The organism is Spirillospora sp. NPDC127506, from assembly GCF_040302145.1.
In the GTDB taxonomy this organism is placed as follows: domain Bacteria; phylum Actinomycetota; class Actinomycetes; order Streptosporangiales; family Streptosporangiaceae; genus Spirillospora.
In genome coordinates this window covers 83,253-103,214 of sequence record NZ_JBEORG010000032.1, presented here as the reverse complement: position 1 = coordinate 103,214, position 19,962 = coordinate 83,253, and the positions used below count along the sequence as shown (strand labels likewise).

The window sequence follows — 19,962 nt, the reverse complement described above, 5'->3', positions numbered from 1 at the left end:
CGCTCGACTTGCATGTGTTAAGCACGCCGCCAGCGTTCGTCCTGAGCCAGGATCAAACTCTCCATTAAGGTCCAACGACCAACCAGAGGGCGAACTCCGGCCGGCCAAACCTCGAAGAAAATCCCAGCAAAAGCACAACCCCCATAGGAGGCTGCGCATTGCCTCAAAGAAATCCCCACCATCGACCCGACAAGGCCGACGGCCACGGGGCGACCCGACCCTGAAACAGAGTCGAGCCGATAAGGCACTGGCTTTTAACACGCTGTTGAGTTCTCAAGAAACGGATACCCACCGCGCCGAACCCCGCTCCCGCAGGCCCCGGCTCCGGGGCAACCCTTCTAACTTACCTGGCCCACACCCGCTGTCAAGCCGATCAATGAAGATCGTTTCGACGGTCGGAAGCGTTCCAGTCCCCCCGCGGCGACGACTCGCCCCCAGGCACTGAACCTGGCGATGATCGATCCGTAGGAGATGCCCTGCGGGCCGGCCACCTCGCGGCGTCCTGCATCCCGTCTGGGCTTGCCTATCCAGAGTACCCCGGCTCGAAGCAAGCTGCGAACCGTTTTCCTCTGTCGGCTTCCCCCGGGGCCGGCCGCCTCGTTCGGCGTCCCGCATCCCCTTGGGGCACGACAGAGATTAGGCAGCCCCGGAGGGCCCGTCAAATCAGCGCTGCCCGCGCATCCGGGCGCGGAGACCGCCGGCCGCCCCCGGGTGTCCGCTTCGTCCAACACCGACGGCAAAGGCAAGCCGCCGCCCAAAATTCCACCCCGAACGTCGAAGCCGCAGGTCAGGACCGCCTTTCCGGGTCGGCATCAGTGCGGCGTCAGCGGTCTGTCAGCGTCCGGACGCCGATGTACGCGGCATGTCAGCGCCTTCCCGCACGGTGGTGACCGTCACAGATGACGCAGATGCGAAAGGCGAGATCGATGGACGAAGTGATCCGCGCGGAGGGGCTGCGGAAAAGTTTCGGTGAGACCAGGGCCTTGGACGGCGTGGACATCACAGCGCGGCGCGGCACGGTGCTCGGGGTGCTGGGTCCGAACGGGGCCGGCAAGACGACCGCGGTGCGGGTGCTGGCGACGCTGCTCAAGCCGGACGCGGGCCGGGCCGAGGTGGCCGGCTACGACGTGGTCAAGGACTCGGCGCGCGTCCGGGCGAAGATCGGGTTGACGGGGCAGTACGCGTCGGTGGACGAGGAGCTCACCGGCACCGAGAACCTCGTGATGATCGCCCGCCTGCTGGACTTCAGCCGCAGGGAGGCGAAGGCCAGGGCCCGGCAGCTGCTCGACCGGTTCCGCCTCACCGACGCCGCGTCCCGCGCCGTCAAGACGTACTCGGGCGGCATGCGCCGGCGGCTGGACCTGGCGGCGAGCCTGATCAATCGGCCGGAGGTCATCTACCTGGACGAGCCGACGACCGGGCTGGACCCGCGGGCCCGCAACGAGGTGTGGGACACGGTCCGGGAGGTCGTCGCCGACGGCGCCACGGTGCTGCTGACGACGCAGTACCTGGAGGAGGCCGACGCGCTCGCCGACCGGATCGCGGTGTTCGACCACGGCCGCGTCATCGCCGAGGGCACGTCCGACGACCTGAAGGGGCAGATCGGGCAGCAGACCCTGGTGGTGCGCGCGACGGAGCCGCACCGCACCGCCCAGCTCACCGCGATCGTCGCCGAACTCACCGGCGAGCGGCCGGAGGTGCAGGACGCGACCGGGGTCGTCACGGCCGCGGTGAACGACCCGAAGCTCCTGTCGGCGCTGGTCCGGCGGCTGGACGACGCGTCCATCACGGCGGCGGAGCTGGCGCTGCGGCTGCCGAGCCTGGACGAGGTGTTCCTCACGCTGACGGGCCACCTCGCCGAAGAAGCACAGTCCGAACTCGTCCCCGAGGGGAGCATGGCATGACCACGATGACCGTCGACGTCCGCCCGGCGGCGGCCGAGCCGCCCGCGCGGATCAGCCCGCGCCGCACGCTCCGGCACGGCCTGACGCTGGCGTGGCGCAATGTCGCCCAGCTGAAGCACTCGCCGGAGAAGCTGCTGGACACGACGCTGATGCCGATCGTGTTCCTGATCCTGTTCCTGTACGTGTTCGGCGGCGCGGTCGCCGGCGACACGCACTCCTACCTGCAGAAGCTGCTTCCGGGGCTCGTCGCGCAGATGGCGATGTTCGCGACGATGGGGCTCGGGACGGCGCTGAACGAGGACATCCACCGGGGCGTGTTCGACCGGTTCCGCAGCCTGCCGATCGCGCGTTCGGCGCCGCTCATCGGGACGGTCCTCGGGGACACGGTCCGGTTCATCACCGTGATGACGATGCTCGTCGGGTTCGGTTCGATCCTCGGCTTCCGGTTCCACACCGATCCGCTGTCGGTGCTGGCGGCGTTCGGGGTGGCGTACGTGTTCTACCTCGCGATGTCGTGGGTCTCCGTCCTGGTGGGGCTGCTCGCGCCGTCGCCGGAGACGGTGCAGGGGCTCGCGTTCCTGTGGGTGATGCCGCTGACGTTCGGCAGCAGCATCCTCGTCCCGGACACGTCCACGATGCCGGGCTGGCTGGAGGCGTGGACGAAGGTCAACCCGGTCACGCACCTGGCGGAGGCGGTGCGGGCGCTGACGGTCGGCGGCCCGGTCGGCGACCACGTCTGGTACACGTTCGCCTGGGCCGCGGGCATCATCGCGGTCACGTTCCCCCTGGCGATGCGCATGTACTCCCGCCGCACCTGAGACGATCCCGCGCAGCGTTCCCGCCGGTGACCCGCCCGGGCACCCCCCGGCCCCTCCCCCCCGCCGCGGACCCGCCGTACCCCGCCCGGGCCCGGCCGCGTCCGCTGCTTTCGGAAGCCGGTCGCGCTCCTCGGGCGGCGCGGGCGCCTTCCGCGATCGGACGGCCGCCGCCGCGGGCGGAGGTCAGATGGAGGTGACCAGGTCGACGCCCAGCTCGAAGATCTCCTCGCGCGTGACCGAGCGGCCGCGCTCGTAGGCGGCGGTGAACGCGTCGCCGCCCAGTGCCCGTTTCGCGGTGGACAGCGTCCGGGTCACGTCGTAGGACGCCGAGTCCGGGTAGCCGTGCAGGTTGTGGGCGGTGCCGAGCAGTTCGGCGGCGCGGACGTGGTCGCCGCGCGCGGCGGCGTAGGCGGCGAGGCCCTCGATGAGGGTCGCCACGGTCGGGTTGCCCATGAGCGCGTCGCCCCCCAGGTTGCGGAACGCCGCGAGGTGCCAGCGCCGCGCCGCCTCCAGGTCGCCGTCCTCTTCGGCGAGGCAGCCGAGGCGGCTGTAGGTGCGGCGGGCGGACTGGACGACGTCGGGCCGGTGCTCGCGGTGCTCGATCCACTTGTAGGCGCGGTCCGCGTGGCCGCGTGCGGTCTCCCGGTCGCCCTCCTGGAGCGACAGCTCGCACAGCAAGAGGGAGGCGGCCGCGGCGTCGGCGAACTCGCCGATCCGTTCCGTCTGCGCCATGGCGCGTTCGAGGTCCTCGCGGGCGCGGGCGACATCGCCGAGCCGGGCCCGCGCGAGGCCGAGCTGGGTGAGGATCGCCGCGCCCTGCTCGTGGCTGACCCCGGTCGTGGCGTAGCCGTACGCCTCCTCGCCGAACCGGACGGCGTCGGCGAGCTCTCCGCGCGCCAGCGCGACCTGCATCATCCCGCTCAGGGCGACGATCATCCCGAAGCGGTCGCCGAGCTCCCGGAACCGGGCGTAGCCGTCGGCGGCCTCCGTCGCGGCCTCGTCGATGTCCCCGACGTTGATCCCCATGTGCGCCTGGAGGACGCGGGCGACGGCCCGGACCCACGGGTCGGGGTGCTCCCTGATGCCGCTCAGCCGCTCCCGCACCTCGTGGATGTCCCCGGTGAAGATGGCGGACGCCGGGCGGGCCAGGGCGAGGACGGGGTGCATCGGCGACTCGGGCACGACGGCGAGGATGTCGTCCATCATCGCCCGCAGCGACTCGGGCGTCGGCCCGGACTCCCTCTTCATCTCGCTGACGAGGCCGGCCGAGATGGTGCAGAGGGCGTACTCCTCCTCCAGGCCGGCGGGCGGGGCGCCGCCGGCCATCTCGCGGATGGCGACCGCCCAGCCGCCCCCCTCGACCTCCAGGTCGCGCAGCGTGTAGTACCACACCAGCGCCGCGATGAGCCGCAGCCCCATCCGGACGTCGCCGGTCTCGGTCAGGTGCCGGAACGCGACCGTGATGTTGTCGCGCTCGGCGGCGACACGTTCGACCCAGCGCAGCTGGTCGCGGCGGCGCAGCTCCGGTTCGGCGCGCTCGGCGAGCCCGACGAGGTAGGCGGCGTGAGCGTCGCGGACGCGCCGCTCCTCGCCGGCCTGGGCGAGCCGCTCCGCCGCGTACACGCGGACGGTCTCCAGCAGCCGGTAGCGGACGTCGGCGTCACCGTCGACCATCACCAGCGACTTGTCGATCAGCGCGGCGATCACGTCGATGACGTCGTGGGACTCGTCCCCGTCGAGCCCGCACACGTGGACGGCGGCCTCGGGCGTGGCGCCGCCCGCGAACACCGACAGCCGGCGCAGCACGGTGCGCTCCACGTCGTCCAGCAGGTCCCAGCTCCAGTCGACGACGGCGCGCAGCGTGCGGTGCCGGGGCAGCGCGGTGCGGCTGCCGCCGGTCAGCAGCCGGAACCGGTCGCCGAGCCGCGCCGCGACCTGGCCGGGGGTGAGGGAGCGCAGCCGGGCGGCGGCCAGTTCGATGGCGAGCGGGATGCCGTCGAGCGCCCGGCAGATCGCGACGACGTCGGCGACGGTGCCGGCGTCCACGGCGAAGCCGGGGCGGACGGCGGCCGCCCGGTCGGCGAACAGCCGCACCGACGCGTAGCCGAGGGCGTCGGCCGGGTCGGCGACGTCCTCGTCCGGCAGCGGCAGCGACGGGACGGGGCACAGCGACTCGCCGGTGATGCCGAGCGGCTCGCGGCTCGTCGCGAGGATCCGGACGCCGGGCGCCTGCGCGAGGACGTGGTCGACGAGCCGCGCGACGGCGTCGATGAGGTGCTCGCAGTTGTCCAGGACGACGATCATGCGCTTGGCGGCGAGGAAGTCGATCAGCCGTTCCATTGGCCGCACGCCCACGCGCGTCTCGCCCGGCCGGACGGTCTCGGGGACGCCCAGCGCGGACAGCACGGCCTGCACGGCGTCGCCCGGTTCGGTGACCGGGGCGAGCGGGACGAACCAGACGCCGTCCGGCATCTCCTCGACGAGCGCGGCGGCGCTCTCCCCGGCCAGCCGCGTCTTCCCGGCGCCGCCGGGCCCGGTGAGGGTGACGAGCCGGGTCTCGCGGAGCAGCTTGCCGACCCGCCGCGACTCCTCCTCCCGGCCGACGAAGCTGGTGAGCTGCGCGGGCAGGTTGGTGCGCGGCACGGGCGGCGCCTCCGCGGCCGCGGCCGGGGCGGGCGCCGGCGCGGGAGCAGGTGCGGGAGCAGGCGCGGGAGCAGGTGCGGGGCTCTCCCCCCGCAGGATGGACAGGTGGACGGCGGCCAGCTCCGGGGACGGGTCGACGCCGAGCCGGTCGGACAGGGCGCGCCGCGTCTCCTCGTACACCTCCAGCGCCTCGGCCTGCCGCCCCGCCGCGCACAGCGCCCGCATGAGGTGCCCGCGCAGCCGTTCGCGCAGCGGGTGCGCGGCGGCGAGCGGCTCCAGCTCGGCGACCGGCGGGACGGGCCGCCCGAGGGCGATCTCCGCGTCGACGCGGTCCTCGACGGCGGCGAGCCGCAGCTCCTCCAGCCGGGCGGCGATCCCGTACGCGAAGTCGGCGTCGGCGACGTCGGCGAGCGCGGGGCCGCGCCAGAGCTCCAGCGCCGCCCGCAGCCCGTCGGCGCGCCGCGCCGGGTCGTCCTCGGCGCGGGCCGCCGCCACGCCCCGCTCGAACGCGACCGCGTCGACCTCGGCCGGGTCGATGCCGAGCCGGTACCCGCCCGGCCCGTGCCCGACGACGTCCCGCCCGGCGACGCCGCGCAGCCGGGATACGAGCGCCTGCAGCGCGTTGCCGCCTCCCGCGGGCGGCGCCCCCTCCCACAGGTCGTCCAGCAGCCGCTCGGCCGACACGGGCCGCCCCGCCTCGGCCGCGAGCCGGACGAGCAGGGCGCGCAGCCGCCGGCCGCCGACCTCGACGGGCCGCCCGGCCTCGTCCCGCACTTCGAGCGGGCCCAGGATGCCAATGCGCACGACTCCCCTTCCCCGGAGTCGATTCTCTCCCATGTGTGGACCACGTGGGTCGGGTACGTGTCCGATATGCCTAGAGCACAGATCAAGGATGAGAAGACTTACCAGAAGCTCCGCGACAAGGGCGAGAGCAAGGAGAAGGCCGCGCGCATCGCGAACGCGTCCGCGAACCGCGGCAAGGGGAACGTCGGCCGCAAGGGCGGCAAGAACCCCTCCTACGACGACTGGACGAAGGACGAGCTGCTGAAGCGCGCCCGCGAGATCGGCATCGAGGGCCGCTCCTCGATGACCAAGTCGGAGCTGGTCAAGGCGCTGCGCGACCACTAGACGGAACCCCGGCGCGCCGGCCGGCTTCTGGGCGGCCGCGGAGGTCGCCCGCGGCCCGTTCGTGGCCGACGGGTGGCCGACCACGGTGCTCGCCGCCCCGTAGGGCAACGAGTTCTGCCCGATCGTCCCACCACGAACGGAGAACGGATCATGAACACGGTGGTCGACACGGCACGCCGGCAGAAGGAGGGGTACGCGGACGGCGAGGACCGCCCGCTCGGCTCCTACCTCGCCACCCTCGGCGTGTACGCGGTCACGGCCGGGGCGCTGGCGCTGCTCGGCCGCAGGCTGCGCGACCGGCCGCCGGCGGTCGGCTTCGCCGACCTGGCGCTGATGACGGTCACGACGCACAAGCTGGCCCGGCTGATCGCCAAGGACCCGGTGACGAGCCCGCTGCGCGCCCCGTTCACCCGGTACTCCGGGACGTCCGGTCCCGCGGAACTCGCCGAGGAGGCGCGCGGGAGGGGCGTCCGGCACGCCGTCGGCGAACTGGTCACGTGCCCGTTCTGCACCGCGCAGTGGGTCGCGACGGCGTACGCGGCGGGCTTGGTGTTCGCCCCGCAGGCGACCCGCCTGGCCGGCGCCACGATGACGGCGGTCGCCGGCTCGGACTGGCTGCAACTCGCCTACGCGCGCCTCCAGCAGTCAGCCGAGGGCTGAGCGCCCCAACGCCCGCCTTCTTTACGTTTGTCCCAGCTAGGAGGGGTACGGCCACCCTATGGAGCTGGCATTCCTCAAGACGCTGTATCAACGTCCGGGCCCGTACGCGTCGGTGTACGCCGACCTGACCCGGACCACCGAGGACGCGGCCAAGGCCGTGGAGCTGCGGTGGCGGGCGCTGCGCGCGGACCTGGAGGACCAGAACGCCCCGGAGGACACCCTGCGCGCGCTGGACCGGGTCATCGACGAGGAGATCGCGGAGCGCCGCTCGGAGGGCATCGTGGTCTTCGCCGCGGACGGCGAGGTGCTGTACCGCGAGCGGCTGCCCCGCCCGCCGCAGAACCCGCGCGCCACGTTCGGCCCGCTCCCGGACGTCCTGCCGTACCTGGCCGAGCGAGGTGAGAAGATCCCCCACCTGACGGCCGTCGTCGACCGCCGCGGCGGCGCGATCGACTGCGTGACGGCGAAGGACGAGCACTGGCACATCGACGTGGAGGGGGACGAGGAGTACCCCATCCGCAAGACGAAGGCCGGCGACTGGAACCAGTCGCGGTTCCAGCGCGCGGCGGAGAACACCTGGAAGATCAACGCGAAGAAGGTGGCGCACGAGATCGACCGCGCCGCCGACCGCTGCGGCGCGGAGGCCATCGTGATCGCCGGCGACACGCGCGTCCGGAACGCCGTCCTGGAGGAGATCTCGGAGAACGTCCTGGAGCACACCGTCGAGGCCGACAAGAACACCGACATCGACGACCCGGACCTGGACGCGGAGCTGCGCCGCCTCCTGAGGCTGAAGACGTACGAGCGCGTCATGACGGTCGCGGAGCGTTTCGACCGGGAGCTCGCGAACGGGGACCGCGCGGTGGCGGGCCTGCCGGAGACCTCGACGGCTCTGCGCCACGGCCAGGTGGAGACGCTGCTCCTCCCGGACGAGCTGGGCTCTGACGCCCGCCTGTGGATCGGCCCGGAGCCCGTGCAGGTCGCCGCGACCGCGGAGGAGCTCCGCGAGGAGTTCGGCGTCACCGATCCCGAGCAGGAACGGGCGGACGCCGCTCTCGTGAGGGCCGCCGTCGCGACGGACAGCGAGCTGGTGGTCCTGCCGTCGGACGACGGGGCGAGCACCCCCGTGGGAGCCGTCCTCCGCTTCAGCACGGTCCCCGCGCAATAGAAAAAGAGCGGCGATCGGCTCAGCCGACGCGCCACTCCGCTGTGGAGCTATGGGGATTCGAACCCCAGACCTCCTCCATGCCATGGAGGCGCGCTACCAACTGCGCCATAGCCCCTCGGTCGAGGAAGAGCTTAGTGCACTTTGGGAGCGCTCAGCACGCGGGGCCGCGGAGGGATGTCCCTCCGCGGCCCGCCGGCGTCAGCGACGGGACGTGTACGTGTACGTGCCGTCGTTGAAGGTCGGGACCTTGATGGTGAGGCTTTTGGGCCATTCCACCGGAAGGCCCAGGAGCCTGTTGTCCTTGACGGTGCGCCCTTGGGGATCGGTGTAGGTGCTCTCCACGGGCCCGGTCTGCGCGTCCTCGGGCTTCTGCTGCTCCTTCATGGAGCACACGGCCTTGGTGAGATCCTCACCGGCCGGCAGGCCGCTCAGCAGCGACGACAGGAAGCCCAGGGCCTTGCTGCAGTCGTCCACGGTGTAGCTCTGCGGGACGGGCGCGGGCGCCTCCTCGTAGGTCTGGGGCGCGGGCGGCGGCGCCTCGTCGGCGGACGCGGGCGCGGCCATCGCCGTGACGGCGGCCGCGACGAGCAGCGGCCCGGTGATCCGGCTTCTCATTGAGGTCAACCCTCTCGATCATGCATCGCCACGTCTTGGCTGTTCCCGCATGATCGACACCGCGAAAAGCGCCGGGTGGAAGGTTGGCGAAGCCTTTGCGGTCAGCTCCACCCGAGCTGTTCGGCGACTTCGTCGGGCGCGTACCCGCGATGCCCGCCGTCCCCGATCCACACCATGCCGTCGGCCTCCGCGACGGCCCCGACGGCGTGCTCCTGCGGCAACCGCGGCTGAATGGCCAGCCGCACCTGCGTCCCGGGCTCGAACCGGCGCAGTTCGTCGATGAGGTCCCCGACGGTGACCTCGCGAGTCGCCCCCCTGCGATGTCTTCCCATACCCCGCATGAAACCACTGTGAAGCCCAAGCTCAAGCCCCTCCGCGGCCCCAATTCGCCAGAAGATCCCAACCACAGGCCAAGGGCGCCCCAGCCAATAAGACACACCCAGACACCACCCCCCAAACCCCCACACAAGAAGCATCCCCCAGCCCACGGGGGCAAGGGGCGAAGCCCCAAAGGGGGCAAGGGGGCGAAGCCCCCAAAAGACCGCACCCCGCACCAACGAGAACCAACGAACAAAGAGAAACCAACAAGGGGGCGAAGCCCCCAAAGGGGGCAAGGGGCGGAGCCCCAAAAGACCGCACCCCGCACCAACGAGCACCGACGAAGAAAGAGAAACCGGCAGGGGGGCGTGGGGGGCGGAGCCCCCACATCGGGGGCCCGGGGGTCGCCCCCCGGATGAACACGACGAAGGAGTGGCGGGGAAGGAGCGCCAGCTCCGACCACACCACTCCCACACTCCGAGTGGAGCTATGGGGATTCGAACCCCAGACCTCCTCCATGCCATGGAGGCGCGCTACCAACTGCGCCATAGCCCCGCCGCCGCGTGGACGTTCATCCCGCAGCGCCCCGCCAGTGTATAGGACGGCGGGGCGTGGTCTCGAATCGTTTGCGGGTCAGGTGCCCGCTTCGGGGCGGTCGTCGCTGAGGACGGGTTCGGGGAGGGTGCCGGCGTTGTGTTCGGCGAGCCGCCAGCCGCCGTCGCGCATTTCGGTGATAACGGACCAGCAGCAGTTGGAGAGGCCGCCGAGGCGTTCCCAGGTCTCTTCGGGGAGGCCGAGGAGGTGGCACATGCCGAGGCGGAGCGCGGCGCCGTGGGAGGCGACGACGAGCTGCCCGTCGGGGGGCAGCTGGTCGAGGGCGCGTTCGAGGGCGGCGCCGACGCGTTTGGCGACTTGGGCGCTGGTCTCGCCGCCGGGGGGTTCCCAGGCGGCGTGCTCGGCGGGGTAGCGTTCGCGGATCTCGCGGGAGGTGAGGCCCTCCCAGGCGCCGCCGTCGCGTTCGATGAGGTCCTTGTCGTAGCGGATGGGGAGTCCGGTGATGTCGGCGAGGGCCTGGGCGGTGTCGGCGGCGCGTTTGAGCGGGGAGGCGAGCAGGGCGGTGGGGCGGAGCCCGGCGAGGAGCCGGGCGGAGCGCCGGGCCTGCTGGACGCCGGTCTCGTCGAGCGGGATGTCGGTCTTGCCCTGGAAGCGGCGTTCGACGTTCCACGCGGTCTGGCCGTGCCGCCAGAGGACGAGCCGCCGCCGGCCGGGTTCGCGGGCGGGGCGGGCGTCACTCACTCGGGCTCCCGACGGCGCGGGCGCGCTGGGCCTGGTGGGCGGTGACGCTCTCGGGCAGGTCGAGGAGGGGGCAGTCTTTCCAGAGGCGTTCGAGGGCGTAGTACATGCGGTCTTCTTCGTGCTGGATGTGCACGATGATGTCGGCGTAGTCCAGCAGGACCCACCGCCCTTCGCGTTCGCCTTCGCGCCGGACGGGTTTGGCGTCCGCCTCTTCGCGCAGGCGCTTCTCCACTTCGTCCACGATGGCGCGGACCTGCCGGTCGCTGGGGGCGGAGCAGAGCACGAAGGCGTCGGTGATGACGAGCTGCTCGCTCACGTCGTAGGCAAGGATGTCGTCGGCCAGCTTGTCGCCCGCCGCCTCGGCGGCGATCCGGACGAGCTCTGCCGCCCTCTCGGATGCGGTCACGATGCGCTCGCGATCCTCCCTGTAGGGGTCGTCTCCGTTGACACCCTCTCACGGGCGGCGGCGGACTGGCCCCCTTGTCGCTGTACGGCCGCGATGCTCATGCGGCCCTTCCCCCTCAAGGGTATGCGCCGCCACCGACACGCCCCGCGAACGGCGCGGTCAGTAAAGGTTGCGCTTGTTGATGTACTGGACGATGCCGTCGGGGACGAGGTACCAGATGGGTTCGCCGGCGTGGACCCGTTCGCGGCATTCGGTGGAGGAGATCGCGAGGGCGGGGACCTCCATGAGGGAGACGCGCCCGTTGGGCAGGCCGGGGTCGGCGAGGCGGTGGCCGGGGCGGGTGACGCCGACGAAGTGCGCGAGTTCGAACAGTTCGTCGGTGTCGTGCCAGGTGAGCATCTTCTCCAGCGCGTCGGCGCCGGTGATGAAGAACAGCTCGGTGTCGGGGCCTTCGATCCGGCGCATGTCGCGGAGGGTGTCGACGGTGTAGGTGGGTCCGGGCCGGTCGATGTCGATGCGGCTGACGGAGAAGCGGGGGTTGGACGCGGTGGCGATGACGGCCATGAGGTAGCGGTCTTCGGCGGCGGTGACGTCGCGGCCCTCCTTGTGGGAGGACAGGCCGGTGGGCACGAAGACGACCTCGTCGAGGGAGTAGAAGTGCGCGACTTCGCTCGCGGCCACGAGGTGCCCGTGGTGGATGGGGTCGAAGGTGCCGCCCATGACCCCGAGCCGCCGCTTTTGCGTCATGGCGACGAGAATAGCCAGCGGGGCCGGGGCCCGGAACGCCCGGGCCCCGGGGTCAGCCGAGCCCGGGGATCGGGGGGCGGCCGTCGTCCCAGGTCACGACGCGGACGGCTTTGCCGACCTCGACTCTCGGCACGGTGCCGGCGGGCAGGACGTGCACGTCGGCGGTGAGGCCCAGGGTCTCGTACAGCGCGTGGGCGAGGTCGTCCTTGGGGTCGCCGGAGAGGGCCTCGCAGGCGACGAGGAGCCGGGTGGTGGGGGTGCGCCGGTCGACGACGAGCTGGTAGTGCGGCCGGACGAGCCCGGAGCCGAGCAGGACGCGTTCGACTTCGCTCGGGTACACGTTGACGCCGCGGACGACGAGCATGTCGTCGGCGCGGCCGAGGACCTTGCTCATCCGGACGAGCGTCCGCCCGCAGGCGCATTCGCCGCGGGTGAGCGACGCGATGTCGCCGGTCCGGTACCGCAGCAGCGGCAGCGCCTGCTTGGTCGGCGTGGTGAAGACGAGCTCGCCGGGCGTGCCGTCCTCGACGGGGTCGCCGGTCTCGGGGTCGACGGCCTCGACGATGAAGTGGTCCTCGTTGACGTGCAGGCCGTCCTGTTCGAGGCATTCGGTGGCGACGCCGGGGCCGATGACCTCGGAGAGGCCGTAGATGTCCATGGCCTTGAGGGGGAGGACGGCTTCGATGGCGGTGCGCAGTTCCTCCGACCAGGGTTCGGCTCCGAACAGCCCGGCCTTCAGCGCGGGCAGCTCGACGCCCGCCTCGGCGACGGCCTCGCCGAGGCGCAGCGCGTAGGCGGGGGTGCAGGTGAGGATGTCGGCGCGCAGGTCGGCGAGCATCCGCACCTGCCGGTCGGTCATGCCGCCGGACATCGGCACGACGGTCGCGCCGAACGCGACGGCGCCCTGGTGGATGCCGATGCCGCCGGTGAACAGCCCGTAGCCGTAGGCGTTGTGGACGACGCTGCCGGGCGACGCCCCGGCGCAGGAGAGGGAGCGCGCGCACATCGCGGCCCACAGGTCGAGGTCGGCCTTGGTGTAGGCGACGAGGGTGGGGCGCCCGCGGGTCCCGCTGGAGCCGTGCACGGCGGCGACCTGGTCCTGCGGGACGGCGAGCATCCCGAACGGGTAGTTGTCCCAGAGGTCCTGCTTGGTGGTGAACGGGAGGTTCGGGAGGTCGGCGAGCGTGACGTCCGCCCCGCCGCCGACACCGGCCTCCTTCAGCCGCCTCCCCTGGACGCCGCCCGCGGCGAGGAGCCGGTCGACCAGCCCCCACAGCCGGTGCCGCTGCAGCGCGGCTCGTTCGTCCAGGGACATCGCCTCGGCTTTGGGGTCGAACATAACTCGCCTCCCGGGGAGGGCCATAACCGCTCGGGTCCCGCGGCGTGGAACCCTGCGGCACGCTGGATCGTCGGGACTACCATGCCAGACATGACGGAGAACACACCGGATCGAGCACGTACGCGGTTCCCGGGGATCAGTTCCCGGGCCTACGAACACCCGGCGGACCGATCGGCGCTCGTGGCGCTGCGCTCGCTCTCCGGGTTCGACGTCGTCCTGCGCAAGCTGTCGGGGCTGGTCAACGAGCGGTCGCTGCGGCTGATGTTCCTCGGCGGGACGGTCCGCGCCGGGGAGGACCAGTTCCGCCACATCCACGACATGGTCCGGGACGCCTGCTACATCCTGGACATGCCGGAGGTCCCGGAGCTGTTCGTCCGGCAGGACCCGACGCCCAACGCGATGGCGCTCGGCTCCGACCACCCGTTCATCGTGCTGAACACCGGCCTGATCGACCTGCTCGACGACGAGGAGCTGCGGTTCGTCATCGGGCACGAGGTGGGGCACATCCTGTCCGGCCACGCCGTCTACCAGACGATGATGCAGATCCTGCTGCAGCTCGGGTCGCGGCTCGCGTGGCTGCCGCTCGGCAACGTCGGCATCGCGGCGATCATCATCGGGCTGCGGGAGTGGTTCCGCAAGGCCGAGCTGTCGTCCGACCGGGCGGGGCTGCTCGCCGGGCAGGACGTGGACGCGGCGAAGCGGGTCAACATGAAGCTCGCCGGAGGGGTCCGGCTCGGCGAGATGAGCGCCGAGGCGTTCCTGGAGCAGGCGCGCGAGTACGACGCGGCCGGCGACGTGCGGGACGGGATCCTGAAGTTCCTGAACCTGCTCGGCCAGTCGCACCCGTACGCGGTGATCCGGTTCGCGGAGATCGACCGGTGGGCGCGCAGCGGCGAGTACGAGCGGATCCTCGGCGGGGACTACCCGCGCCGCGAGAACGACGGCAGCGCGTCCGTCCGGGACGAGATCAAGGACGCGGCGCGCGCCTACCGGGAGTCGTGGGAGCGCACGGCCGACCCGTTCGTGGGGAAGGTCCGCGACATGGCGGACGCGGCGGCGGGCGCGGCCGGCGGGCTGTTCGACCGGATCACCCGCCGCGACAACGGGCCGACCGGCCGGTAGCGAGGGCCGGGGCCGCCGCGACACGGACGCGGCGGCCCTCCTCCCGCCCGCCGGTCCTTCTCCCGCGCCCGGCGGCACCCCTAGAACGGCGCCGGGACGAGGAGCTCGACGTTGCGGTCGGAGACCTCGCCGCGCCGGCCGGAGTCGCGGTCCTGCCAGTCGTTGCCCGCCAGTTCCCGCGACAGGGACGCGAGCCGGACGGGGTCGGTGAGCCGGCCGCCGTAGGACGCGGGCCCCGCCGAGTCCAGGATCGTCGCGAAGATCGACAGGGTGCCGTCGCGGTTGTCGGCCAGCTCCACGATGCGGCTCTGCTGCGGGAAGTCGATGTGCGCGGCCGTGTTGACCTCCCAGAACCCCCCGCCCGTCTTGCGGGCGTGCGGGATGACCTGGTTGCGGTGCGTGTGGCCGTTCACCCACAGGACGACGTTCGGGTAGCGCAGCAGCAGCGCCAGGACCTCGTCGCCGAGGACGCGGTCGCCGCCCAGCGGGTTGTCCAGCGAGCCGACCGGGTGGTGGCTGAACAGGACGAACAGCCGGTCCTTCACCGCCTGCCTCACGACCGACCCGTCCGCGGCGAAGTAGCGGCTGGAACCGGCCTTCAGCTGCGACTCCAGCCACGCGAACTGCTTCTTGTCGAGGGAGCCCTCGGCGTAGCCGTTCGGGTTGACGGTGTCGAGGACGAGGCCGCGCACCACGCCCTGGTCGAACGCGTAGTAGGCGGTCCCGTCGCGGAGGTTCGCGGCGGTGAAGCCGTGGCCGCGCAGGGACGAGCTGGTCTTGAAGTGCTCGGCGACGACCTCGGCGCGCGACAGCATCCGCCGGTTCCAGTCGGGCGTCACGGGGCGGAACAGCCCGCCCGCGCCGCCCTGCTCGCGGCTGAGCCGGACGAGTTCGGCGGCGTCCGCCTTCTGGATCATGCGGGCGAGGCGCTCGGCCTGGCCGTCGTCCGCCGGGGCGCCGATCTTGATGCCGCCGGTGGCGAGGCCGGACACGAGCGGGTTCACCGGCAGGTTGCCCTGGATGAGGCCGTCGTGGTTGCCGAACGCGGCGAGCCACGGCATGTCCAGGCCGGTCGCCTGGAACGGCCGGCGCGCCGCGTCGATCAGGCCCGTGACGCGCGGAAACCCGTACTTGGTGATCGCGACGTCGGCCTGCGCGCCGGGCGGCGGGCCGTCCGGGTGCCAGTACGCGCGGTCGTAGGACGCCCAGTCCATGACGCCCTCGTACCTGTTCGGGTCGCCGGAGTCGGGGCGGACGCGGCCGCCGTCCAGCAGGTCGATGATCCAGCGGATCTCGTTGTACTGGACGTTGTCGGAGGCGTCGCCGGTGTTGATCGTGAACGCCAGCCCGAGCCCGGTCGCGGGCCCGCGGCCGACCTGGTTCACCGCCTGCACCATCGCCTCGGCGACCTGCGTCGACAGGATCTCCTGCGGCCGGTACCCGCCCTCGGGGAACCCGCTGATCAGGTCGCGGACGCGGTCGATGAACTCGACGCGGGCCGGGGACTGCGCGTCGATGATGTGCACGTCGGTGAGGTGGCCGAACGCGAGGATGCCGCGGCGGGTGGCGGCGCGGCGCGCGGCGGCGGTGCCGCCGAGGTCGCGGCGCAGCAGGTGCGGCTCCCCCGGCCCGGTGATCACCGGGCGGTAGCCGCCGGCGCCCGCCGCGCCGAGCACGTACGTCCGGTCGAGGGTGGTGCCGGCGACGGGGCCGGCGAGCGCGGGCGCGGCGGCGGCGGGACGCGCGGGGAACGCGGCCAGCCCGGTGGTGGCGATCCCGGCGCCGAGGGCGGCGCCCTTCAGGACACGGCGGCGGCTGTACTCACGAGTCACAATCGTGAATCAGACCACACCGGCAACGTGACATCAATGGCAAAAATGTCACAACTTGGGGCAATGCCCGGGGATCAGCCGCGGGTGTGGCCTTCACCGGTCACGACGTACTTCGTCGAGGTCAGCTCCGGCAGCCCCATCGGGCCGCGCGCGTGCAGCTTCTGCGTCGAGATGCCGATCTCCGCGCCGAACCCGAACTCCTCGCCGTCGGTGAAGCGGGTCGAGGCGTTCACCATCACCGCGGCCGAGTCGACGAGCGACACGAAACGCTTCGCGGCCGGCTGGGACGTCGTGACGATCGCCTCGGTGTGGCCCGACCCGTAGGTGCGGATGTGCGCGACGGCGTCCTCCAGGGAGTCGACCACGCGGCCGGCGATGTCGAGCGAGAGGTACTCGGCGTACCAGTCGTCGTCGGTGGCCTCGACGACGTCGGCGCTGTAGGAGCGGATGCGTTCGTCGCCGTGGACGGTGACCCCGGCGTTCTTGAGCGCCTCCAGCGCGCGCGGGACGAACGCGTCGGCGATGTCGGCGTGCACCAGGAACGTCTCCGCCGCGTTGCACACCGAGGGGCGCTGCGTCTTGGCGTTCAGCAGGATGTCGACGGCCATGCCGACGTCGGCGGCGGAGTCCACGTACACCGCGCAGTTGCCGACGCCCGTCTCGATCACCGGGACGGTCGACTCCTCCACCACCGAGTTGATCAGCGACGCGCCGCCGCGCGGGATCAGCACGTCCACCAGGCCGCGCGCCCGCATCAGGTGCTTCACCGACTCGCGGGACGTGCCCGGGACGAGCTGGACCGCGTCCGCCGGGACCTCGGTGCCGGCCAGGGCGCTCTGCATGACCTCGACCAGCACCGTGTTCGAGTCGTGCGCGGACGACGAGCCGCGCAGCATCGCCGCGTTCCCGCTCTTCAGGCACAGCGCCGCGGCGTCCACGGTCACGTTCGGGCGGCCCTCGTAGATCATCCCGACGACGCCGAGCGGCACCCGCACCTGCCGCAGCTCCAGGCCGTTCGGCAGCACGCTCCCGCGCACCGTCTCCCCCACCGGGTCCGGCAGGGCGGCGACCTTGCGGACGGCGTCGGCGATCGCGGCGATCCGCGCCTCCGACAGGGTCAGCCGGTCGATCATGTACTCGGAGGTGCCGTTGTCGCGCGCCCGCGCGACGTCCACCCCGTTCGCCTTGACGATCTCCGGGGCGGCGGCGACCAGCGCGTCCGCGACGCGGTGCAGCGCCGCGTCCTTCGCCGCGCGCGGCAGCGGCGCCAGCCCGGCCGCCGCCTCCCGCGCGCGCCGCGCAACCCGCAGGAACTCCTCGCGCTCGTCGCTCATCCCAACGCTCCCTCGTTCGAGTCGTACCGGGGACGGCCCCGGACCCCCGGTCAGTCCAGTATCACCAGATGGTCGCGGTGAATTATCTCGCGTTCGTACTCGGCGCCCAGCTCGCGGGCCAGCCAGCGCGTCGAGCGCCCCATCAGCTCCGGGATCTCGGACGCGTCGTAGTTCACCAGGCCGCGCGCGACGACGTGCCCGGCGGTGTCGCACAGGTCGACCGGGTCGCCCGCGGCGAAGTCGCCGTCCACGCCCGTCACGCCGGCCGGGAGCAGCGACTTGCGACGCCGGACCACGGCCTCGACGGCGCCCGCATCCAGCGTGACGCGGCCCTGGCCGGTGGTGGCGTGAGCGAGCCACAGGTTCCGCGTCGACATGCGGCGCCCCTCGGCCGGGTGGAACAGCGTGCCGACCCGGTCGCCGGCGAGCGCGTGCGCGGCGGACGCGGCGTTCGTCAGCACCACCGGGATGCCCGCGATCCGGGCCGCCTCCACCTTGGTGACCATGCCGCCCGTCCCGACGCGCCCCGACCCGCCGAGCTCGACGTCCTTCAGGTCGTCCGGGCCGCGTACGTCGTCGACGCGGCGGGCGCCGGGCCGCCGCGGGTCGCCTGTGTAGAGGGCGTCGACGTCCGACAGCAGGACGAGCGCGTCCGCGCGGGTCAGGTGGGCGACGAGCGCGGCGAGCCGGTCGTTGTCGCCGAACCGGATCTCGTCGGTGGCGACGGTGTCGTTCTCGTTCACGATCGGCAGGATCCCCATCGCGAGGAGCTGCCCGAGCGTCCGCTGCGCGTTGCGGTGGTGCGAGCGGCGCATCATGTCGTCGGCGGTGAGCAGCACCTGCCCGACCGTCATCCCGTACCGGGCGAAGGACGAGGTGTAGCGGGCGAACAGCAGGCCCTGCCCGACGCTCGCCGCCGCCTGCTGGGTCGCGAGGTCGCGCGGGCGGCGGGTCAGCCCCAGCGGCCCGAGCCCGGCGGCGATCGCGCCGGACGACACGAACACGATCTCGGTGCCGTCGGCGCGGCGCGCGGCGAGGACGTCCACCAGCGCGTCGATGCGGTTCGCGTCGATCGTCCCCCGCGCCGTGGTCAGCGACGACGACCCCGCCTTGACGACGATGCGGCGGGCCTTGGCGATCTCCTCGCGCTCGCTCATGAACCTGCTCCCTGCGGGGAGGCGTCTCCCCGGTCCGATCCGCCCATCACCGGCCGCCCAGGCGGCGGTCGGTGCCGCGCGGGCCCGCGGCGGCCTCGCCGGCCGGGACCTCCGGCTCCCAGTCGAACACGACCGAGTCGTCCATGGTGCCGATCAGGACGGTGGCGCCGGCGCTGGCGCCCGCCTCGGCGAGCGCGTCCTCCACGCCGAGCCGGGCGAGCCGGTCGGCGAGGTACCCGACGGCCTCCTCGTTGGCGAAGTCGGTCTGCCGCAGCCACCGGACGGGCTTGGTCCCGGTGATCAGGTAGGTGTTGTCGCCGAGGTTCCGCACCTCGAAGTCGGCGTCCCCGCCGACCGGCTCGGGCCGGATCACGATGCGGGTCGGCTCCGCCGGCGGCAGCGACGCGCGGTACTCCTCCACCATCGCCGCCATCGCGAACGACAGCTCCCGCAGGCCCTCGTGGGTCGCCGCCGACACCTCGAACACCTTCAGGCCGCGCGCCTCGAACTCGGGGCGCACCATCTCGGCCAGGTCCCGGCCGTCCGGCACGTCGATCTTGTTCAGCACGATGACGCGGGGGCGGTCCGACAGCGGGCGGTCGCCCAGCACCCGGTCGTACGCCCGCAGCTCCCGCTCGATGACCTCGAAGTCGCTGACCGGGTCGCGGCCCGGCTCCATCGTCGCGCAGTCCAGGACGTGCGCGAGGGTGGACGAGCGCTCGATGTGGCGGAGGAAGTCGAGGCCGAGGCCGCGGCCCTCGCTGGCGCCCTCGATGAGGCCCGGCACGTCCGCGACCGTGAACGCCGTGTCGCCCGCGCTCACCACGCCGAGGTTCGGGATCAGCGTGGTGAACGGGTAGTCGGCGATCTTCGGCTTCGCCGCGGACAGCGCGGCGATCAGCGACGACTTCCCCGCGCTGGGGAACCCGACGAGCGCGACGTCGGCGACGCTCTTCAGCTCCAGCACGACGTCCCGCTCCTCGCCCGGCTCGCCGAGCAGCGCGAACCCGGGCGCCTTGCGCTTCGCGGTCGCCAGCGCCGTGTTGCCGAGCCCGCCGTTGCCGCCCTTCGCGACCACGTACCGGGTGCCCTCGCCGACCAGGTCGGCCAGGACCCGGTCGCCCTCCTTCACGACGGTGCCGTCCGGGACGGGCAGGACCACGTCGGCGCCGTCCGCGCCGGTCCGCATGCCGCCCTGCCCCGGCCGGCCGTTGCCCGCCTTGCGGTGCGGGCGCCGGTGGTACTCCAGCAGGCTCGCGCAGTTGGAGTCCACGACGAGGACGACGTCGCCGCCGCGCCCGCCGTTCGCGCCGTCCGGGCCGCCGAGCGGCTTGAACTTCTCCCGGTGGATCGAGGCGCAGCCGTTCCCGCCGTTGCCGGCCGCGACGTGCAGCACCACCCGGTCGACGAACTGCGCGCCCGATCCCGCTCCAGCGGCCACGGTGAACTCTCCTCTGCGAAAACGGCGAAGGGAC

At 72.6% G+C, this 19,962-nt stretch carries 17 protein-coding genes, 2 tRNA genes and 1 rRNA gene; 6 read left to right on the top strand and 14 right to left on the bottom strand.

Translation table 11 applies throughout. From position 1 onward, the window contains the following. A 16S ribosomal RNA gene (locus ABTW95_RS26580) occupies positions 1-68 on the bottom strand; the annotation flags it as partial. An 858-nt stretch (positions 69-926) separates the two neighbouring features. On the opposite strand from ABTW95_RS26580, the gene ABTW95_RS26575 reads away from it, so the two are divergent. Continuing rightward, positions 927-1,904, top strand: a complete 978-nt coding sequence (locus ABTW95_RS26575; protein ID WP_500227712.1) for an ATP-binding cassette domain-containing protein — start codon at positions 927-929, stop codon at positions 1,902-1,904. Further along, positions 1,901-2,722 carry an ABC transporter permease gene (locus tag ABTW95_RS26570; protein ID WP_396449617.1) on the top strand — a complete coding sequence of 274 codons (822 nt, stop codon included), beginning with the start codon at positions 1,901-1,903 and terminating at the stop codon, positions 2,720-2,722. The genes ABTW95_RS26575 and ABTW95_RS26570 overlap by 4 nt, the downstream gene beginning before the upstream one ends. 183 nt (positions 2,723-2,905) lie before the next feature. Here the strand turns inward: ABTW95_RS26570 and ABTW95_RS26565 are convergent, their stop codons facing one another. Continuing rightward, positions 2,906-6,169 carry an ATP-binding protein gene (locus ABTW95_RS26565; RefSeq protein WP_500227711.1) on the bottom strand — a complete coding sequence of 1,088 codons (3,264 nt, stop codon included), beginning with the start codon at positions 6,167-6,169 and terminating at the stop codon, positions 2,906-2,908. Between the two features lie 66 nt (positions 6,170-6,235). On the opposite strand from ABTW95_RS26565, the gene ABTW95_RS26560 reads away from it, so the two are divergent. The 3 genes from ABTW95_RS26560 (at position 6,236) to ABTW95_RS26550 (ending at position 8,321) form a co-directional block, all read left to right on the top strand. Continuing rightward, positions 6,236-6,493, top strand: a complete 258-nt coding sequence (locus tag ABTW95_RS26560; RefSeq protein ID WP_396449615.1) for a DUF7218 family protein — start codon at positions 6,236-6,238, stop codon at positions 6,491-6,493. Positions 6,494-6,643: 150 nt separating this feature from the next. Further along, the gene (locus ABTW95_RS26555) at positions 6,644-7,153 is read left to right on the top strand and encodes a DUF1360 domain-containing protein (RefSeq protein ID WP_500227710.1); all 510 of its coding nucleotides are present in this window, start codon (positions 6,644-6,646) and stop codon (positions 7,151-7,153) included. Positions 7,154-7,211: 58 nt separating this feature from the next. After that, the gene (locus ABTW95_RS26550) at positions 7,212-8,321 is read left to right on the top strand and encodes a baeRF2 domain-containing protein (RefSeq protein ID WP_500227709.1); all 1,110 of its coding nucleotides are present in this window, start codon (positions 7,212-7,214) and stop codon (positions 8,319-8,321) included. A gap of 42 nt (positions 8,322-8,363) precedes the next feature. Here ABTW95_RS26550 and ABTW95_RS26545 read toward each other — a convergent pair. The 8 genes from ABTW95_RS26545 to ABTW95_RS26510 form a co-directional block, all read right to left on the bottom strand. Then, a tRNA-Ala gene (locus ABTW95_RS26545) sits at positions 8,364-8,436 on the bottom strand. An 83-nt stretch (positions 8,437-8,519) separates the two neighbouring features. Then, positions 8,520-8,936: a hypothetical protein gene (locus ABTW95_RS26540; RefSeq protein WP_396449612.1), complete on the bottom strand. Its 417-nt coding sequence runs from the start codon at positions 8,934-8,936 to the stop codon at positions 8,520-8,522. Between the two features lie 101 nt (positions 8,937-9,037). Further along, positions 9,038-9,268, bottom strand: a complete 231-nt coding sequence (locus tag ABTW95_RS26535) for a hypothetical protein (RefSeq protein ID WP_396449611.1) — start codon at positions 9,266-9,268, stop codon at positions 9,038-9,040. Positions 9,269-9,736: 468 nt separating this feature from the next. Then, positions 9,737-9,809: transfer RNA gene (locus tag ABTW95_RS26530), tRNA-Ala, on the bottom strand. A 78-nt stretch (positions 9,810-9,887) separates the two neighbouring features. Then, positions 9,888-10,550: a histidine phosphatase family protein gene (locus ABTW95_RS26525; protein ID WP_396449610.1), complete on the bottom strand. Its 663-nt coding sequence runs from the start codon at positions 10,548-10,550 to the stop codon at positions 9,888-9,890. Beyond that, on the bottom strand, positions 10,543-10,956 hold the full coding sequence (gene rsfS / locus ABTW95_RS26520; protein ID WP_396449609.1) for a ribosome silencing factor: 414 nt from the start codon (positions 10,954-10,956) through the stop codon (positions 10,543-10,545). Before rsfS ends, ABTW95_RS26525 begins: the two co-directional genes overlap by 8 nt. Before the next feature lie 159 nt (positions 10,957-11,115). Then, complete coding sequence (gene nadD / locus ABTW95_RS26515; RefSeq protein WP_396449608.1) at positions 11,116-11,703, bottom strand: nicotinate-nucleotide adenylyltransferase; 588 nt, start codon at positions 11,701-11,703, stop codon at positions 11,116-11,118. A gap of 52 nt (positions 11,704-11,755) precedes the next feature. After that, on the bottom strand, positions 11,756-13,042 hold the full coding sequence (locus tag ABTW95_RS26510) for a phenylacetate--CoA ligase family protein (RefSeq protein WP_500227708.1): 1,287 nt from the start codon (positions 13,040-13,042) through the stop codon (positions 11,756-11,758). A gap of 90 nt (positions 13,043-13,132) precedes the next feature. Here ABTW95_RS26510 and ABTW95_RS26505 point away from each other — a divergent pair, with 90 nt between their 5' ends. After that, entirely contained in the window at positions 13,133-14,164 is a 1,032-nt protein-coding gene (locus tag ABTW95_RS26505; protein WP_500227707.1) for a M48 family metallopeptidase, read from the top strand. An 80-nt stretch (positions 14,165-14,244) separates the two neighbouring features. Here ABTW95_RS26505 and ABTW95_RS26500 read toward each other — a convergent pair whose 3' ends face one another. From ABTW95_RS26500 to obgE, 4 genes are all read right to left on the bottom strand, one after another. Beyond that, on the bottom strand, positions 14,245-15,996 hold the full coding sequence (locus tag ABTW95_RS26500; RefSeq protein WP_500227706.1) for a TIGR03767 family metallophosphoesterase: 1,752 nt from the start codon (positions 15,994-15,996) through the stop codon (positions 14,245-14,247). A 74-nt stretch (positions 15,997-16,070) separates the two neighbouring features. Continuing rightward, positions 16,071-17,330, bottom strand: a complete 1,260-nt coding sequence (locus ABTW95_RS26495; RefSeq protein ID WP_500227705.1) for a glutamate-5-semialdehyde dehydrogenase — start codon at positions 17,328-17,330, stop codon at positions 16,071-16,073. A gap of 50 nt (positions 17,331-17,380) precedes the next feature. Next, positions 17,381-18,487: a glutamate 5-kinase gene (gene proB, locus ABTW95_RS26490; RefSeq protein ID WP_500227704.1), complete on the bottom strand. Its 1,107-nt coding sequence runs from the start codon at positions 18,485-18,487 to the stop codon at positions 17,381-17,383. A gap of 46 nt (positions 18,488-18,533) precedes the next feature. Then, positions 18,534-19,928 (bottom strand): GTPase ObgE, encoded by a 1,395-nt coding sequence (gene obgE / locus ABTW95_RS26485; protein ID WP_500227703.1) that lies wholly within the window; start codon positions 19,926-19,928, stop codon positions 18,534-18,536. Between the last annotated feature and the right edge of the window lie 34 nt (positions 19,929-19,962).

Excerpts from the sequence above, each read along its gene's own strand:
- ABTW95_RS26575 (WP_500227712.1), top strand. The coding sequence starts at position 927 with ATGGACGAAGTGATCCGCGCGGAGGGGCTGCGGAAAAGTTTCGGTGAG.
- ABTW95_RS26570 (WP_396449617.1), top strand. The coding sequence starts at position 1,901 with ATGACCACGATGACCGTCGACGTCCGCCCGGCGGCGGCCGAGCCGCCC.
- ABTW95_RS26560 (WP_396449615.1), top strand. The coding sequence starts at position 6,236 with ATGCCTAGAGCACAGATCAAGGATGAGAAGACTTACCAGAAGCTCCGC.
- ABTW95_RS26555 (WP_500227710.1), top strand. The coding sequence starts at position 6,644 with ATGAACACGGTGGTCGACACGGCACGCCGGCAGAAGGAGGGGTACGCG.
- ABTW95_RS26550 (WP_500227709.1), top strand. The coding sequence starts at position 7,212 with ATGGAGCTGGCATTCCTCAAGACGCTGTATCAACGTCCGGGCCCGTAC.
- ABTW95_RS26540 (WP_396449612.1), bottom strand. The coding sequence starts at position 8,936 with ATGAGAAGCCGGATCACCGGGCCGCTGCTCGTCGCGGCCGCCGTCACG.
- ABTW95_RS26535 (WP_396449611.1), bottom strand. The coding sequence starts at position 9,268 with ATGGGAAGACATCGCAGGGGGGCGACTCGCGAGGTCACCGTCGGGGAC.
- nadD (WP_396449608.1), bottom strand. The coding sequence starts at position 11,703 with ATGACGCAAAAGCGGCGGCTCGGGGTCATGGGCGGCACCTTCGACCCC.
- ABTW95_RS26510 (WP_500227708.1), bottom strand. The coding sequence starts at position 13,042 with ATGTTCGACCCCAAAGCCGAGGCGATGTCCCTGGACGAACGAGCCGCG.
- ABTW95_RS26505 (WP_500227707.1), top strand. The coding sequence starts at position 13,133 with ATGACGGAGAACACACCGGATCGAGCACGTACGCGGTTCCCGGGGATC.
- ABTW95_RS26495 (WP_500227705.1), bottom strand. The coding sequence starts at position 17,330 with ATGAGCGACGAGCGCGAGGAGTTCCTGCGGGTTGCGCGGCGCGCGCGG.
- proB (WP_500227704.1), bottom strand. The coding sequence starts at position 18,487 with ATGAGCGAGCGCGAGGAGATCGCCAAGGCCCGCCGCATCGTCGTCAAG.